We start from the raw sequence: 15,624 nt of genomic DNA on the forward strand, positions 1-15,624 counted from the left end.
GGCTGGGGCTGGGGCTGGGGCTGGGAGTGCGGCTGCAACTGCGGCTGCGCGGGCGGCGGAGCCGGCGCGTACGGGGTCGGCGGGGCCGGTGTGGGCTGCGTGACGGCGTACGGCTGCGCCGGCGGGTAGCCGTAGCCCGGCTGCGGCGGCACGGGGGTCGTGTAGCCCGGCGGCACAGGAGTCGTATAGCCCGGCGGCACAGCGCCGGTGGTCTGCGAGGGCAGCGGGCCGAAGGGCGACGACATGGTGCGGTGGTGACGTATGTCGAAGACCAGGAAGTAGGCGGTGCTGAACGCGCCGAGGAGGAGGAGCAGGCACAGCGCGATGTCGCTCCGGAGGTCGCCCTCCGGGAGGGTGCCGACGACGGCGAATCCGACAATGGACAGCGGCAGACTGAGCCAGGCCAGCAGCCAGTCCCCCGGCCTTCCGCGCAGCACGGCCACCCGGAACAGCGGGATCGAGGCGAGCAGTCCGCAGCTGAGGAAGCCGGCGACGGCGAACAGTACACGCAGGGAGATGACCGTGCCCGAAGTGCGGGTGGGCGGCTCCGCGCCGTGGCCGTACATGGCTGCTCCTGGACCGTGATGAGGACGGACGAAGGTCGAAGTCCGAGCGTATAGCCCTCCTCGGACAGATGATCTCCGGTTGTCCGGAACCGTTACATCCCGGTCGGACGGTGCGGGCGGGCGCGCCGGTGCCCGTCAGTCCGGTGCGACCGTACCGTCCGTCAGTCCGTCGTACAGGCCGCGGACGAACTGTTCCCCGAGACGGCCGGCGAGGCGCAGCGCGTCCTCGAACGCGGCGAGCGCCTGGAAGCGTTCGCCGTAACAGCGTTGCCGGTCCAGCGGAAGCCGGGGCAACTGAAGGCGCCGCACATCGAGCCGGGTCGCGGTGGAGGCATAGCTGCTGGCCTGGCGGTTGTTGGCGGTACCGCGCAGAAAACCGGCGAGGAACCAGGGGTCGAGCGTGGCCGGGTCGGGACGCAGCAGCGTGAGGTTGCGTCCCAGGGCGGCTCCGGCGGTCGCCCGGTCGATCACCCGCGCGACGGCGCCGCCGCCGAGGACGGGCACGACGACGTCGCCCTCCTCGACGAGGACCGGTTCCTCCCCGGCCGCGGGCAGCGTGCCGGACGGTGGGGCACCGGCCAGGACGTCGTGGTCGGTGAGCACGCGGGTGGACGGGCCGTTTCCTCCGGTGCACATCACCAGGGCTCCCCCGCGGGCGAGTTCACCGACGGTGGTGAGCGACCAGCGAGCCCGCTCGGCGGTGCCGAGGGGGGCGCCGCCGAGCCCGGGCACGGGGAAGGACGGGGAGAGTTCGGCGGTACGGCGGAGGGTGTCGCCGAGGCGTGCGCTCAGCGCGGTGAGCTCCTCGGCGCCGCCGCCCGCCGCAGGCGGCGGCAGATGACGGGCGGGGGCCAGGTCGACGTCGTCGTCGAGCAGTTCGATGACGGGTACGGAACGGCTCACGCCCGGCACCTCCGGCGCGCTGCCGGTGCGCGCGAACGGGCGCCAGGCGTCGAGGACCGCGGTGCGCACGGTCTCCCAGTCCGGGCCGCCGCGCGCCTCGGCGGTGGCCGCACCGCCGTCCGCGACCAGCAACTCCGGGTGCGCGGACGCCCTTTCGGGGCGGCACAGGACCCACAGGTGCAGCGGGATGTTGTACGGGGGCGCCGCACCGGCCGGCAGGGCGATCACGGCACGCAGGGCGCCGCGGCGCAACAGATCGGCCCGGATACGGCGGCCCGAGCGCCGGGAGGCGGCGGCGGGCGGCATGAGCAGGACGGCCGTTCCGCCGTCCCTGAGGCGGGCCAACGCGTGCTGCACCCAGGCGAGTTCGGATTCCGTACGGGCCGGGAAGCCGTACTCCCAGCGGGGGTCGTAGGCGAGTTCGTCGTGGCCCCAGTTGCGTTCGTTGAACGGCGGGTGGCACAGCACCACATCGGCCCTGAGGGTGTCGAACGCGTCCGCCCTGAGGCTGTCCCCGGCGGCGGTGCGCACGGCCGCCTTCGTGTGCAGAGCGAGGCGCAGCGCGGCGAGCCCGGCCAGGCCGGGGTCGCTGTCCTGGCCGTGGAGCCGCTGGTCGGGAACGGGGGCGACGGCGCGCAGCAGGGCGCCGGTGCCGCAGGCCGGGTCGAGGACGGTACGGGCGGGTCCCGCGAGGTCGGCCATCAAGGCCGCGGGGCCGCCCGGAGTGAGCGTGTACTGGCGGGGGTTGGCGTCGAGGTGCCGGCCGAGCAGGAACTCGTACGCCCCTGGGGCGCCCAGTTCGGTCGCGAGGTCGGCGACGCCGCGCAGCAGCGGGGCCGACGACTGGAGCCGCTCGGGGGCGGGGGTGGGCACGGCGGGCCCGTGGAGCGCACCGAAACGGAGCGCGAGCACCTGTTCGAGGGCGGTGGGCAGCATCTCGGCGAGGTGGGCGTCCGAGCCCGCGCTCGCCTCCTTCCACATCCCGGGCTGGTCGTGGACGAGCATCAGGACGCAGCCCACGAGGACCAGTGCCGGCACGGGACCCTCCGGGTGGCCGGCGAGCTGCTGCCACACACGCTCCCGCAGCGGCACCTCGGCGAGCTTGCCCTGGCGGCGCAGCCAGTCCTCCACCTCGAAGAGTGCGAAGGAGGGGCTGGTCTCGGTACCGCCGACCGGTTTGGGGAAGTCGGGGTGGCGGCGGCGCCAGTTACTGACGGCGGCCCGGCCGACCCCCGCGAGCCTGGCGATACCGGCCGCAGTCACCTCTGTCCCGTTGTCCTCCACCCACCGGCTCCCCTCTTGCCTTCGTGCGGCCCTTGACGGTGCGACGTCGCCCCGTCTCCGCACGCGCCCCGCACCTTCCGTGTGTGCCATCGAGCTTACCGACTTACGCAACATTTCCCCGTTCACGCTCGTGCACGGGATTCGATCCGTGAATCGTGTTGACTCGGTTCACAAGCTCTGGTCTGATTGACCCGTCGAACAAGCGATCCGCCGGACGGCGGCGAATCGCGCTGGGGCGGGAGAAACTTATGGGCACGAAGGGCAAGATCGCGCTGGGTGTGGTGGTCGGCGTCGTCGTCATCGGCGCGGTGTCCGCGAACTCGGGCAACGACGACGACAAGGGCGGCAAGGACTCGTCCGCGTCCTCGGCACAGCACTCCGGGACCGGATCCGGCAAGGCCTCCGGCCACAAGGGCGAGTCCGGCAAGAAGGACGAGGGCGGTAAGGCCCCCGCGTTCGGCGGCGACGGCAGCTACGTGGTCGGCAAGGACATCCAGCCCGGCACCTACCGGACGGCCGACAACTCCGACTCCGACGGCTGCTACTGGGAGCGCGCCAAGGACGCCTCGGGCGAGTTCGATTCGATCCTCGCCAACGACAACGTCACCGGCACGAGTTATGTGACCGTCAAGGCGAGCGACAAGGTGTTCAAGACGAACGGCTGCAAGGACTGGCAGACCGTCGCGGGGAAGCCGTCCGGCGCACCCGGCACCCAGAAGATCGGCGGCGACGCGGGGATGCTCAGGGTCGGTGTCGACATCGCCCCTGGCACCTACAAGTCCGCCGGCAACAAGGACGACGGGTGCTACTGGGAACGCACCAAGGACGCCCTGCACTCCCTCGAGTCCATCGCGGCGAACGACAACGTCACCGGGACCGCCGTCGTCACGGTCGGCGCGAAGGACGCCTACTTCAAGACCACGGGCTGCAAGGACTGGACGAAGTCCTCCTGACCCGTCGGGTCCCGCGGCCGGGGTGGCCCACTGCACCGCCCCGCCCCGGTACCTCTCACCGCACCGCATGTCACATCACGCTCAAGGAACTTCCATGCGTCGTACCGCATTTGCCGCCCTCTGCCTCGCCACCGCAGCCGCAGCCGCAGCAGGGCTCACCGGCTGCCTGCCGGGCGAGAACAAGGCCGACGACAAGCCCAGGGAACCGTTCGCCGGGCTCACAGGGAGCGAGATCGCCGATCGCGCCATGAAGGCCACCACCGGCGCCTCGTCGCTGCGCATGACGGGGGACGTTCACGACGACGAGAGCGGCGGCACGATCCGGATCGACATGGCCCTGAACAAAAAGGGCGAGTGCGCCGGCACGTTGAGCATGGGCGGAACAGGCAAGGCCGAGCTGATCAAGACCGGCGACACCCTCTACATGAGGTACGACGAGAAGTTCCTGCGCGCGCAGAGCGAGGGCGATCCCAAGGACGAGACCGACGCGATGGTGTCCTTCATGGCCGGAAAGTGGACCAAGATGGCGGCCACGGGCAAGGACGCCAAGGACATCGCGGCGTTCTGCGATCTGAACACGGTGCTGGCCGGGACCGACGAGGGGTCCACGGACGCCGAGCGCGGCGCGACGACCAAGGTCAACGGCACCCCGGCGATCGTCCTGCACGAGAAGGACGGCAAGGAGACCTACACGATGTATGTCGCCACCGAGGGCAAGCCCTACCTTCTGAAGATCACCGGCGACTCCAAGACGGACCCGGTCGCGGTCTCCCTCACCGACTACGAGAAGCCGGTGCACGCCACCGCGCCCCAGGGCAAGGTCATCGACCTGGACGAGCTGGGCGGGTGACGCGAGCGGGCGACGCCGTGTGATCCGGACCGTTGGAGGGGGCGGTCCGGATCACACGGCGTCGCCCACCCCACACCCCGGTCGTGTCCACGCCGGAGCATCCGGACCTCGCGGACCGCACCTTCACCACGGTGTACGACGCGAACGGCCGGGTGAAGGAGCAGCGCTCCCCGGGCGGCGTGGTCATCGCCAACGAGTACGACGCCAAGAGCCGGCTGACCAAGCAGACCGGTAAGGGTGCGGAGGCCGAAACGGTCGACCACACCTACGCCTACGACTCCGACGACCGTGTCACGGCCGTCGCGGGCGCGGGCACGGAGCAGAACACCTTCAGCTACGACGACCGGGGTCTGCTGCTGTCGACCTCCGGCCCGTCCGGCAGCTCGTCGTTCACCTAGGACGGCGACGGGGCGATGACGTCGCGGAAGGACGCGTCGGGTACGTCGACCTACGGGTACGACACGGCGGGCCGGCTGAAGACGGTTTTACAGAGTCGCCTCGCAGCCGAACGGCGTTTCGCCGATGTTCTGTCGCTCAGCTGAATGATCGCCTTTCCCAAAGTCAGCGCCATCGTCCATCCTTCCGAGGGCCTTCGCCAGCGCCAACGCTAGACGACGTGAACAGCGCCTCACCGACTGTCCCCTGCCGACCTACCTCCCGTCAGCCCTCACCCGTCCAGCGCTGCTCCCGTAACCAGTGCGGCATGTTGACGCTCCTTGTCAGCGTTGGCCATGCCCCCGGACCGTTTTTCCCCAAGCTCTCAGCTTCGTTCGAGCAGGGGAGACCCCATTGGTCGCGGGGGTCCTGACAAGAGGTCAGCCTGCCGACTGGGCAGCGGTGCCGGAAACGGCGCCGGAGCCACGCCAGCAGCCCCGCCTCACCGTCGCCCGGTTTCTTTACTGGATCAAGGGCGGCCCGCTGACGCGGACCGCCGCGCGCCGGCGGCCGGTGACCGCCGCCCGCTCCTGTCTGCCACCCCGCTGGCGACGGCCGTCGACCACTCGGCGCGCAGTCGTCAGGCAAGCGAGCCGAACCGCTCCAGGAAGCAACTCAGCACCCACAACAGCGCCGCCAGGCCGACCCCGCTGAACGTCGCGCAGCGTCAGGTCAGGCTGCGGCAGCCAAGGCCGCGATTGTCGCCGAGGCGTGGGCCGCAGATCGAGCAACCCGGCCCGCTGGCAAGCGGCCACGCTGGAGGGGGCAAATGCCGTGACGGAACGATGAGGCGTGGTTGAGGCCGGTGCGGGGTTGCTAGAAGCACACGTGGCGGGTGATCTCTCGGCGCACCCGCCGTCGTGGCTGACTTTCTGTGGCTGAGCTTGAAGGTGCGACGGGGATCAGGTGACCAGCGACGGTGGTGCGAGCGTCCGTGCTCGGTCGTACAGGTCGCGGGCCGTCGCGTTCTTCAGATGAGGGCGCAAGAGACCGAACATCGCCTTCACGCGTTCGTCGGCGCGGCCGGACTGCACCTTGGGGTAGTCGTCGAGGGCTTGGTGCCAGGTGACGCAGGCCGCTTCCAGGTGGCCGATTTCCAACTGCCGCTCTGCCAACAGGCCGCGACGGTGTACTCGTGTGCGCTGGTACACGCTGGGGCGGAGCCGGTCCGCTTGCTGCATGGCTTCGACGGCTCCGGCCTTGTCACCGAGTTCGTAACGTACCTGGCTGACGTGGTAGCTGAGCGAAGAGGGGTCATACGAGCCGAACACCTTTCCGCGTGACTCAGCACGGTCCATGGCCGCCTCGGCCTCCCGGATGTAGCGCAGCGCGCCCGCACGGTCGCCGGTCTGCGCGGCGGCGTGCCCCTGCTGGCCGACGAGGAAGGCCAGCATCCGAGGGCCGGCTTTCGGGGAGGCGGCGGCAGCGGCGTCGGCCAGCTCCATGGCCTTAGCCCGGTGCCGGAGGTCAACTGCCTGGACGCTCATGCCCCGCAGGGTGGTGCAGTAGGTCAGGTGGTCTTCGGCAGCGCCCGCCAGCTCCAGAGCCTTGACGTAGTAGCGCTGCGCGAGACCGTGCAGCCCTTCGTCCACGGCCATGTAACCGGTCAGGTAGAGCAGGTCCGAGGCGGCGGACAGCATCGCCTTGCGTACGTCCTCGGGTGCGTCGGCGCGCAGGTAGGAAGCCACGGTGTTGACCATGAACGAGGCCGCCATGGGGCGTGCGTGACGGCCGCCGAACTCGTCGTCCAGCTCTGAGACACGCTCGGTCATGGCAACGACCATGTCCACTTCGTTCATGCCGATGCGACTCGTGCGGCCGGACTGAATGGCATCGGCACGCCCGACTACATCAGGCCAGCCGGGAATGGTGACGGCCACGGAGAACAGGCCGGCACCCAGGACACTGCGGCGGGACGGGTCCATATCCAGCCTCCCCAGGTCGATCACCCCGTCCACGGTATCCGCAGCCGCGGAGGAGCAAGCGCGTGGAACGGGCAGCCCGGCCTCGGCATGGGTGACGGGGCGGCCGAGGCGGCGGGAGAGGGCTTCGAGGATGCATCCGCGCACCGCACCGCGAGGGACGGTGCCGCCGAGCCAGTGGCTCACCGCCGACTCGTCGTAGCGCAGAGGGATTCCGGTCTCGGTGCCGACGCGGTTCACCGCCCGCACGAACTGGCGTTGAGTCCAACGGCTCTCGGCGAGCAGGCGCCCGAGAGCCACGTTCGGTTCACGCTTGGCCATGCCCTCGACTCCCCGTGCCCTTGCGAACTTTCAAGGCTTTCAAGTCCTGGTGCTCCGGCAACGGTACCGCTGAGCATGGTCGTGCGGTTGCGTAGAGACAGCAGGGAACGGCGAGACCTCGCCGCAGCCGTCGTCTGAGGGGCTGAGGGATGAGAAGCGAAGCGCGGGCCCGTCTGGCCCGGATGACCGAGGAGTGGGGCATGGACGGGGTGTTGAGGATCGACACCTCCGAGGGCGCGGACCTGCCGCCGGGTTCGAATCGGTTCTCGCCGTGTCGCTGCCCGCAGCACCGTACTGCCACGCCTGAGGACGGGGCGGCGAGGCTGAGCGCCGCAGTACGCAAGGTCAACGAGCGCAGCCGTGGAGAGCGGCTGTGAATCGGTTGGCCGTAGTCGTCGGCCGCTACGCCGGACCGCTCCTGATCATCACCATCTCGGGATCGGTCGGCTTCGTCCTCGGCGTAGCTGCCGTATCCCCACCCACCTGACTCCTCCCCGTCACATATCCAGGCTCCCCACCCGTGACGAGGGAGGGCCCGCCGCCGGAAGCGGTGGGCACCCCGTCCGGCTGCCTTCTTCGCAAGGGTCCGGCAGCCGGACGGGTCCAACTCCGCAGCGTCCGCCGCGGAGTCCACTGAAAACCGTAAGGGAGAAAACGATGAACGTGGACGAGCTGTTCACCGGCGACCTGATCACCGGCGTCCCGGCCGTCGAAGCCGCGCTGCTCGACAAGATGCCGGGCGGCGGCGACAACAACGGCGACCACTGCAGCAAGTGATCCAGGGCTGACGCCAGGCGGGGCGGGGCCGTTCGCGGCCCCGCCCCGCCGCGCGACATCGGAAAGGGACGACATGCTGTCGATGCGCCTGCGCCTGGCCGATCTCCAGGAGCCCAAGTGGAGGTCAGAGGGCGGCCGTTGGATCAACGGCCAGAGCTGGATCGAGCCGGCGAACGTGTCCGCGTTGGTCATGGAGGTCAACGACGACCTGGCGCCGCGCGTACGGGTCCGCGTGAAGGAGTGCAAGCGGGACGAGGCCGACTTCGTCGCACTCACCATGGAGCCCGGACAAGCCCGCCTGGCGGCGGGTGTCTTCGGCACAGCCCCGCTCTATCTGACAGAGAAGGCCGGCGAGCTGCACGCCTCTTGGAACCTGACACTACTGCGACCGTATATGCAGGCCGACCACCTCGTGCCGCGCGTTGTCGCCCGCACGCTGACGAGGCAGCACCGCTACACGTCCGAGACGCTCTTCGAAGGCGTCTACCGCCTCACCGAACGGGCAGCGGCCACGTTCACCCCTTCGGGCCTCAGCATCCACTACCCCGAACCCAGCGAACACGTACTTGAGCCACGTACGCTGCGGCCCGGCGTTGATCCAGTCATGGCTCTGGACGAGTTGCTGACCGACGTGATCCGCCAGGCGCCGACGGCAACCGGATGCGTGGGTGTTGAGCTGTCCGGCGGAGCGGACTCCGGGAACGTTGCCCTGGCCGTGAAGGCGGCCCGCTTCCCCGAGGTGTACAGCTTCGGCCTGCTGGTGGGAGGGAGCACCGGCAGGCAGCAGCGCGAGCGGCGTCGGGCTCTTGTGGAGCACTGCGGCTTCCGCGACACGGCCACCCCCGCCATGCAGCACCCACCCTTCTGCGCCGGAGGCGTGCGCGATCTGTGCAAGCCGCACGATCCGGCGGGGGCCTTCTACCAGGAGGCGTTCGATGTCGTGCGCGAGCAGGCAGCCGCCCGGCGGTGCGAGGTCATGTTCGCCGGCAGCGGCGGGGACGAGATCAACGCCCACCACTCCAGGACACAGGCCGAACTGCCGACGCCGCACCCCGTGCCGTGGCTCGGCGACAAAGCAATCCGAGCGCTCGCCGAAGTCAACGAGCACCTGGCCCCCATCCCCGTGCTGCCTGTACCGACCCTGATGGCGTTCGGAATGCACAACCCCGGATTCCTCCGGGCCGGAATCTGGCCGGTGAGCCCGCTCGCGCACCCGCGGATCGTGCGGTTCATGGAGCAGCTACCGCACGGGCACAAGCGTGGCAAGGCGTTGTTCCGCGAACGGATCCGGCGGGCCGGGCTGCCCGAGTGGGTGGCCGCGCCGACCGAACCGGAGAACTTCCTGGCCGTCCTGGAGAAGGGATTGCGTTCCTACGGCTTGCCGGTCTTGGACGACATGCTGAAGGAGTCCATCCTGGTGGACCTCGGCTACGTTGACGGCAAGGCTCTCGCCAAGGCGGGGAGGAACGCCGACTCCGCGCCGGTCGTCCCCGATCTGCTGTGCGATGTGCTCGCCCTGGAGGTCGGGCTGCGAAGCCTCATGTGACCAGCCCCAACACGGAAGCCGAGCACGTGGAAGCCACCAACCTCCTGTACCGCGATCCGGCACTCTACGACGTGGTCCAGTCCGACAGCACGAGCGCCGGAATGTGCCAGACCCTGATCGAGCTGCACAGGCCGGACGCCCGGACCCTGATCGACTTCGGATGCGGTACCGGCCGCGACCTGGAGATCCTCGCCAAGCGCTTCGAGTGCATCGGCGTGGACCTCCAGCCCGGCCTGGTCGACTACGCTCACCAGGCCCGGCCCGGGCTGGACATCCGCACCGGCGACATGCGCACCGCACGACTCGGCAGCCGCATGGACGTGGTGACCTGCATGGGCAACAGCCTTGCCTACGTGCACGACAACGAGGCGATCAGCCAGGTCTTCGCCACCTTCGCCGCCCACGCCCGGCCAGGAGCGCTGCTCGTGCTGTGTTCCCCCGTCGCCCCGATCACCCGGGCCGAGCCGACCACCGCCACGGTCGACACCCCAACGGGATCCGCGACCGTCACCATCCGCCACATGTGGGACCTGCGGACCCAGATCAACACCATGCACCGGCACTGGATGCTCCCCTCGGGCGGCGAGGCCCGAGACGAGATCCGCAGGCGTGTCCTGTTCCCCCAGGAGCTCGAACGCTACGCGGAGGGCGCTGGCTTCGAAGTCCTGGACATGCTCGACGGCATAGGGGCAGGGCTTACTGGCCCCACCGCATACACGGTGGCCCGACAAACTCCGCAGTGACCGGCGAAGCGAGAAATGGCACCAGCACCGCCGCCCGACCCCTGACGGCAGTAGCGACGGTGCCGTGTTCTTTGTCGACCACGGCCTCGTCATGGTCGAGGACCCCGGGAGGACGAAGTGAGTGGCTACACCCGTCTGAAGCCGGAAGTCGCCGGAGGTCTCGGCGAGCACACGATGATGGACACCACGGTGCACCCGCCGGTGGTGACTCACCTGCACTTCGAGGTGGCGGACTGGCTCGGTGATTGCCTTGTCCAGACGTTCCCGTGCTTCCTGGTGACCACGTCGGTGGGCGATCGGCTGGCCTCCTCCGGGCTGAGCGGCTTTGTACCGGCTGCTGCTGAGGTGACGGCAAGCGACCTCTTCCAGGACATCAGTCCGAATGGTGTGCTTCCCGACCTCCGATGGCTCCAGGTGACTGGTTCTGCAGGTGAGGATGACTTCGGCCTCGACGAGAAGGGGCAGCTTGTTGTGAGCGATCAAGCACTGGCGCTTCTTCGGGCAGGCGGCCTTCAGCACTGCCGAATGGAAGAATTCTGAAGCTCGGCCAGTTCTTCACGGGCCGCATTCTGCACTGGTGTGAAACGGCCCGGCGTCACGCCGACGCCGGGCCGAGGGTGCGGCCCGGCGTCCGGACCATCACATGAGCCGTATCGGCCCTTACCTGACGTGGACTCATGTCCAGGTGGCTGCGAGCTGTTTTTCAGTTCGCGTGGAACCGCTCCGGTGCCTTGGTCGGATTGCCGCCCGCGGGAAGCTTCTGGCCCGAGCAGCCGGACAGGACGTTCTTCATCGCCGCCTTCTCCGCGGTGGTCACCCACAGCCCGTACTTCTTCTTCACGGCGACCTGCGCGGCGACGTACGGGCACTGATACGCCTTGTTCGACGGGAGCCAGGTCGAGGCGTCGCCGTCGCCCTTGCTGCGGTTGGGCGTCGCACCGGAGGCGACCAGGTTGAGCGGGTCGTTGGCGAGGGCTATGCGCTTGCTGGGGTCCCAGTTCTTGGCACCCGTCTGCCAGGCGTTCGAGAGCGCCACTATGTGGTCGATGTCCACTTGGCTGCGACCACGCGCGTACCTGATGGTCTCGCCGCTGTACGGATCCGGTGCCAGCAGTCCTGATACGACCTTGCAGTTGCCGTCGGTGAACTTCACGTTCTTCAGGTCGCGTTTGAGGATGTCGTCGCGGGTGTTGCATCCGTTGGAGTCGGTGTCGGCCCACGCGCTGCCGAACCTGTCCCGGCCGTATCCCGTCTTCGGTGCCGATCCCCTGACGGTCAGCGAGTCGAGTGCCGCAAGTACGGCACCACCGGACGCCGTCTGCTGCGGGGCAGCGGTCCCCGCCGTCTCCTCCGGGCCCGCGCCCCCTTCCGTCTCCACCGTGCAACCGCTCACGGTGACCAGTACCAGAGCAGCGGCAGCGACCGCACCCCTCAGACGCATGACGCGACGTCCTCCCCTTGCATGTTCCACTCGTGCGAGCCGCCCTCCGTGGGCGCGTTTTCCCTGGTCCCACGGTAACTGCCAGGGCGTCATGCCCATAGCGGCGCCCAACGGCCCACCGGTGCACTCCGGTTGCGGCGCCGGTGGTGAGACGCGTCCCGCGGGGCCTCCCTCCGCCCCACGAGACGCGAATGACGTGCTCCCGTGAGTGCTACGACCCCAGGATCGACGCCAGGAACTCCCCGGCCCAGCCCAGCAACTCCCGCCCGACCAGCGGCTTTCCGCCCACCTTCGCGGTCTTCGGGCGCGGCACCAGCAGCTGGTGTACGGCCGGCTTGATGACGGTCCCCGGGTACAGCCGCTTGACCCGCAGCTCCTGGGACTCCCTCAACTCCACCGGGGCGAAGCGGATGTTGTTGCCCTGCAGGACGATCTCCCCGACACCGCACGCGCGGGCGAGCATGCGCAGACCCGCCACCAGCAGGAGGTTCTCGACCGGCTCCGGGAGCTTGCCGTAGCGGTCGACGAGTTCCTCACGCACGGACGCGATGTCCTCCTCCGTGGTGACGGAGGCGATCGCCCGGTAGGCCTGCAGACGCAGCCGCTCGCCGGGCGCGTAGTCGTGCGGGACGTGCGCGTCGACCGGGAGTTCGATCTTGACCTCCAGGGGCGGCTCCTCCTCGACGCCGCCCTCCAGGGAGGCACGGTAGTCCGCGACCGCCTCGCCGACCATCCGCACATACAGGTCGAAGCCCACGCCCGCGATATGGCCGGACTGTTCGCCGCCGAGCAGGTTGCCCGCGCCGCGGATCTCCAGGTCCTTCATCGCCACGTACATGCCCGCGCCCATCTCCGTGTGCTGGGCGATGGTCGCCAGGCGTTCGTGGGCGGTCTCCGTCAGCGGCTTCTCCGGCGGGTACAGGAAGTAGGCGTAACCGCGCTCGCGGCTCCGGCCGACGCGTCCGCGCAGCTGGTGCAGCTGGGAGAGACCGAAGTTGTCGCCGCGTTCCACGATCAGGGTGTTCGCGTTGGAGATGTCGATGCCCGACTCGACGATCGTCGTGGAGACCAGGACGTCGTACTTGTTCTCCCAGAAGTCGACGACCACCTGCTCCAGCGTCTGCTCCGACATCTGGCCGTGGGCCGTGGCGATGCGTGCCTCCGGGACGATCTCCCGCAGGCGTGCCGCGGCCCGGTCGATCGACTCCACCCGGTTGTGGATGTAGAAGACCTGGCCCTCGCGCAGCAGCTCGCGGCGGATGGCGGCGCCGATCTGCTTCTCCTCGTACGGACCGACGAAGGTCAGCACCGGGTGGCGCTCCTCCGGCGGGGTCGTGATCGTGGACATCTCGCGGATGCCCGTGACCGCCATTTCGAGGGTCCGGGGGATCGGGGTCGCGGACATCGTCAGCACGTCGACGTTGGCGCGCAGCTTCTTCAGCTGCTCCTTGTGCTCGACGCCGAAGCGCTGCTCCTCGTCGACGATGACCAGGCCCAGGTCCTTGAACTTCGTCTCCGACGAGAACAGCCGGTGCGTGCCGATGACGACGTCCACCGAGCCGTCCCTGAGGCCCTCCAGGACCGCCTTCGCCTCCGTGTCCGTCTGGAAGCGGGACAGCGCTCGCACGTTCACCGGGAACTGGGAGTAGCGCTCGCCGAACGTGCCGAAGTGCTGCTGCACCAGCAGGGTGGTGGGTACGAGGACCGCGACCTGCTTGCCGTCCTGCACCGCCTTGAAGGCGGCACGGACCGCGATCTCCGTCTTGCCGTATCCCACGTCGCCGCAGATCAGGCGGTCCATCGGGACCGACTTCTCCATGTCCTCCTTGACCTCGGCGATCGTGGTGAGCTGGTCGGGGGTCTCCGCGTACGGGAAGGCGTCCTCCAGCTCGCGCTGCCACGGCGTGTCCCCGCCGAAGGCGTGGCCGGGGGCCGCCATCCGCGCGCTGTACAGCTTGATGAGGTCGGCGGCGATCTCCTTGACCGCCTTCTTCGCGCGCGCCTTCGTCTTCGTCCAGTCGGCACCGCCCAGGCGGTGCAGGGTCGGGGCCTCACCGCCGACGTACTTGGTGATCTGCTCCAGCTGGTCGGTGGGGATGTAGAGGCGGTCGCCGGGCTGGCCGCGCTTGGCCGGGGCGTACTCCACCACCAGGTACTCGCGGGTGGCGCCCTGGACGGTGCGCTGCACCATCTCGATGTAGCGGCCCACGCCGTGCTGTTCGTGGACGATGTAGTCGCCGGACTCCAGGGTCAGCGGGTCGATGGTCTTGCGGCGGCGGGCCGGCATGCGGGCGCCGTCGCGGCCGGCCGCCTTCTGGCCGGAGAGGTCGGTCTCGGTGAGCACGGCCAGCCCGAGGGCCGGGTCCACGAAGCCGTAGTCGATCGAGCCGCACGCCACGTGTACGACCGACGGGGACAGTGCGCCGAGGTCGCCCTTCTTCGAATCGGACACAGCCAGGCGGGCCGCGATGCCCTCGCCGCCGAGCACCTCGACGGTGCGGGAGGCCGGGCCGTGGCCCTCCGTGACGAACACCGTGCGCCAGCCGTCGGCGAGCCAGCCCTTGGTGTCGGCGAGCGCCTTCGCGGTGTCACCGCGGTAGGTCTCCGGGGCGTGCATGCCGAGCTTGAGGGTGTCCCCGTCGAGGGCGTCCAGGTCGTCGTCGGCCGCGAACGGCGACACCGACCACCACATCATGCCCAGCTCGCGCGCCCGCTCCCGGACGTCCGCGATGGACCACAGGGAGGCCGCGCCGACGTCGATCGGCGCGTCGCCGCCGCCCGCCGTGGCCGCCCAGGACGCCTGCAGGAACTCCCGGCTGGTCGCCACCAGGTCCGCGGCCCGGGTCCGCACCCGCTCCGGGTCGCACACGACGGCCATGGCGCCCGCGGGCAGCACGTCGAGCAGCAGTTCCATGTCGTCGACCAGGACGGGGGCCAGGGACTCCATGCCCTCGACGGCGATGCCCTCGGCGAGCTTGCCGAGCAGTTCGCCCAGCTCGGGGTGGCGTTCGGCGAGGGCGGCGGCCCGCTGCCGTACGTCGTCCGTGAGCAGCAGTTCACGGCACGGGGGTGCCCACAGGCCGTGCTCGGCGACCTCCAGGGAGCGCTGGTCGGCGACCTTGAAGTAGCGGATCTCCTCGACGTCGTCGCCCCAGAACTCGATGCGCAGGGGGTGTTCCTCGGTGGGCGGGAACACGTCGAGGATGCCGCCGCGCACGGCGAACTCGCCGCGCTTCTCGACCAGCTCCACCCGGGAGTACGCGGCTGCGGCCAGGGCGTCCACGACGTCGTTCAGGTCGGCCTGCTCGCCGGTGCGCAGGGCGACCGGCTGCAGGTCGCCGAGGCCTTTGACCTGGGGCTGGAGCACGGAGCGCACGGGTGCGACGACGACGGAGACCGGGCCGGTCTCGGGGTCGTCGGGGCTCGGGTGGGCCAGGCGGCGCAGGACGGCGAGGCGACGGCCGACGGTGTCGCTGCGGGGACTGAGCCGCTCGTGCGGGAGCGTCTCCCAGGAGGGGTACTCCGCGACGCTCTCCGGGGGCAGCAGCGAGCGCAGCGCCGCGACCAGGTCCTCGGCCTCGCGGCCGGTCGCGGTCACCGCGAGTACGGGGCGGGCGGTCTCGCGGGCCAGGGCAGCGACCGTGAAGGGGCGAGCCGCGGGAGGGCCGACGAGGTCGACATGCATGCGGTTGCCGTCACCGGCCGCGGTGATCGCTTCCGCGAGGGCGGGGTCCTTGACGACGGCGTCGAGCAGACCGTGCAGGCTCATGGAGGAGGGCTTTCCGTCCGGAGGTGGGCAACGCGACAGGCCCGACACGCGTCGCGGGCCGGGGGTCTCTCCAGCCTACGACGCAAACGGCGTGGCCGGTGGGGCTGTGGACAA

The 15,624-nt window shown here is 69.8% G+C and carries 12 protein-coding genes; 7 read left to right on the forward strand and 5 right to left on the reverse strand.

The features are described from left to right. Both BIV24_RS00105 and BIV24_RS00110 read right to left on the reverse strand, forming a co-directional pair. Window positions 1–566, reverse strand: a 566-nt coding sequence (locus BIV24_RS00105; protein WP_107459127.1) for a hypothetical protein, incomplete at its 3' end; no start/stop codon positions are given. A gap of 135 nt (window positions 567–701) precedes the next feature. Continuing rightward, entirely contained in the window at window positions 702–2,753 is a 2,052-nt protein-coding gene (locus BIV24_RS00110) for an N-6 DNA methylase (RefSeq protein ID WP_071364009.1), read from the reverse strand. Window positions 2,754–3,001: 248 nt separating this feature from the next. Here BIV24_RS00110 and BIV24_RS00115 point away from each other — a divergent pair, with 248 nt between their 5' ends. The 3 genes from BIV24_RS00115 to BIV24_RS00125 all read left to right on the forward strand — a co-directional run bounded on the left by BIV24_RS00115 (window position 3,002) and on the right by BIV24_RS00125 (window position 4,954). Further along, window positions 3,002–3,706, forward strand: coding sequence for an Rv1352/Rv1906c domain-containing protein (locus tag BIV24_RS00115; RefSeq protein ID WP_071364010.1), 705 nt, complete (start codon window positions 3,002–3,004; stop codon window positions 3,704–3,706). A gap of 94 nt (window positions 3,707–3,800) precedes the next feature. After that, the gene (locus BIV24_RS00120) at window positions 3,801–4,556 is read left to right on the forward strand and encodes a hypothetical protein (RefSeq protein ID WP_071364011.1); all 756 of its coding nucleotides are present in this window, start codon (window positions 3,801–3,803) and stop codon (window positions 4,554–4,556) included. Between the two features lie 83 nt (window positions 4,557–4,639). After that, window positions 4,640–4,954, forward strand: a complete 315-nt coding sequence (locus tag BIV24_RS00125; protein WP_071364012.1) for an RHS repeat domain-containing protein — start codon at window positions 4,640–4,642, stop codon at window positions 4,952–4,954. Window positions 4,955–5,893: 939 nt separating this feature from the next. Here the strand turns inward: BIV24_RS00125 and BIV24_RS00130 are convergent. Then, a complete protein-coding gene (locus tag BIV24_RS00130; RefSeq protein ID WP_245766622.1) occupies window positions 5,894–7,234 on the reverse strand; it encodes an NsdA family TPR-like regulatory protein in 1,341 nt (446 codons plus the stop codon). A 149-nt stretch (window positions 7,235–7,383) separates the two neighbouring features. Between BIV24_RS00130 and BIV24_RS00135 the strand changes: the two genes are divergently transcribed. The 4 genes from BIV24_RS00135 (at window position 7,384) to BIV24_RS00150 (ending at window position 10,840) form a co-directional block, all read left to right on the forward strand. Beyond that, window positions 7,384–7,611, forward strand: coding sequence for a hypothetical protein (locus tag BIV24_RS00135; RefSeq protein ID WP_245766623.1), 228 nt, complete (start codon window positions 7,384–7,386; stop codon window positions 7,609–7,611). Window positions 7,612–8,084: 473 nt separating this feature from the next. Beyond that, window positions 8,085–9,557, forward strand: coding sequence for an asparagine synthase-related protein (locus tag BIV24_RS00140; protein WP_177198590.1), 1,473 nt, complete (start codon window positions 8,085–8,087; stop codon window positions 9,555–9,557). After that, window positions 9,554–10,300: a class I SAM-dependent methyltransferase gene (locus tag BIV24_RS00145; RefSeq protein ID WP_177198591.1), complete on the forward strand. Its 747-nt coding sequence runs from the start codon at window positions 9,554–9,556 to the stop codon at window positions 10,298–10,300. The genes BIV24_RS00140 and BIV24_RS00145 overlap by 4 nt, the downstream gene beginning before the upstream one ends. A gap of 117 nt (window positions 10,301–10,417) precedes the next feature. Then, window positions 10,418–10,840 (forward strand): hypothetical protein, encoded by a 423-nt coding sequence (locus tag BIV24_RS00150; RefSeq protein ID WP_071364014.1) that lies wholly within the window; start codon window positions 10,418–10,420, stop codon window positions 10,838–10,840. 163 nt (window positions 10,841–11,003) lie between these two features. On the opposite strand, the gene BIV24_RS00155 is transcribed toward BIV24_RS00150, so the two are convergent. Beyond that, complete coding sequence (locus BIV24_RS00155) at window positions 11,004–11,741, reverse strand: HNH endonuclease family protein (protein WP_071364015.1); 738 nt, start codon at window positions 11,739–11,741, stop codon at window positions 11,004–11,006. Between the two features lie 211 nt (window positions 11,742–11,952). Next, the gene (gene mfd, locus BIV24_RS00160) at window positions 11,953–15,510 is read right to left on the reverse strand and encodes a transcription-repair coupling factor (protein ID WP_071364016.1); all 3,558 of its coding nucleotides are present in this window, start codon (window positions 15,508–15,510) and stop codon (window positions 11,953–11,955) included. Window positions 15,511–15,624 lie beyond the last annotated feature (114 nt).

The sequence above is a fragment of the Streptomyces colonosanans genome (assembly GCF_001866645.1).
Classification (GTDB): domain Bacteria; phylum Actinomycetota; class Actinomycetes; order Streptomycetales; family Streptomycetaceae; genus Streptomyces; species Streptomyces colonosanans.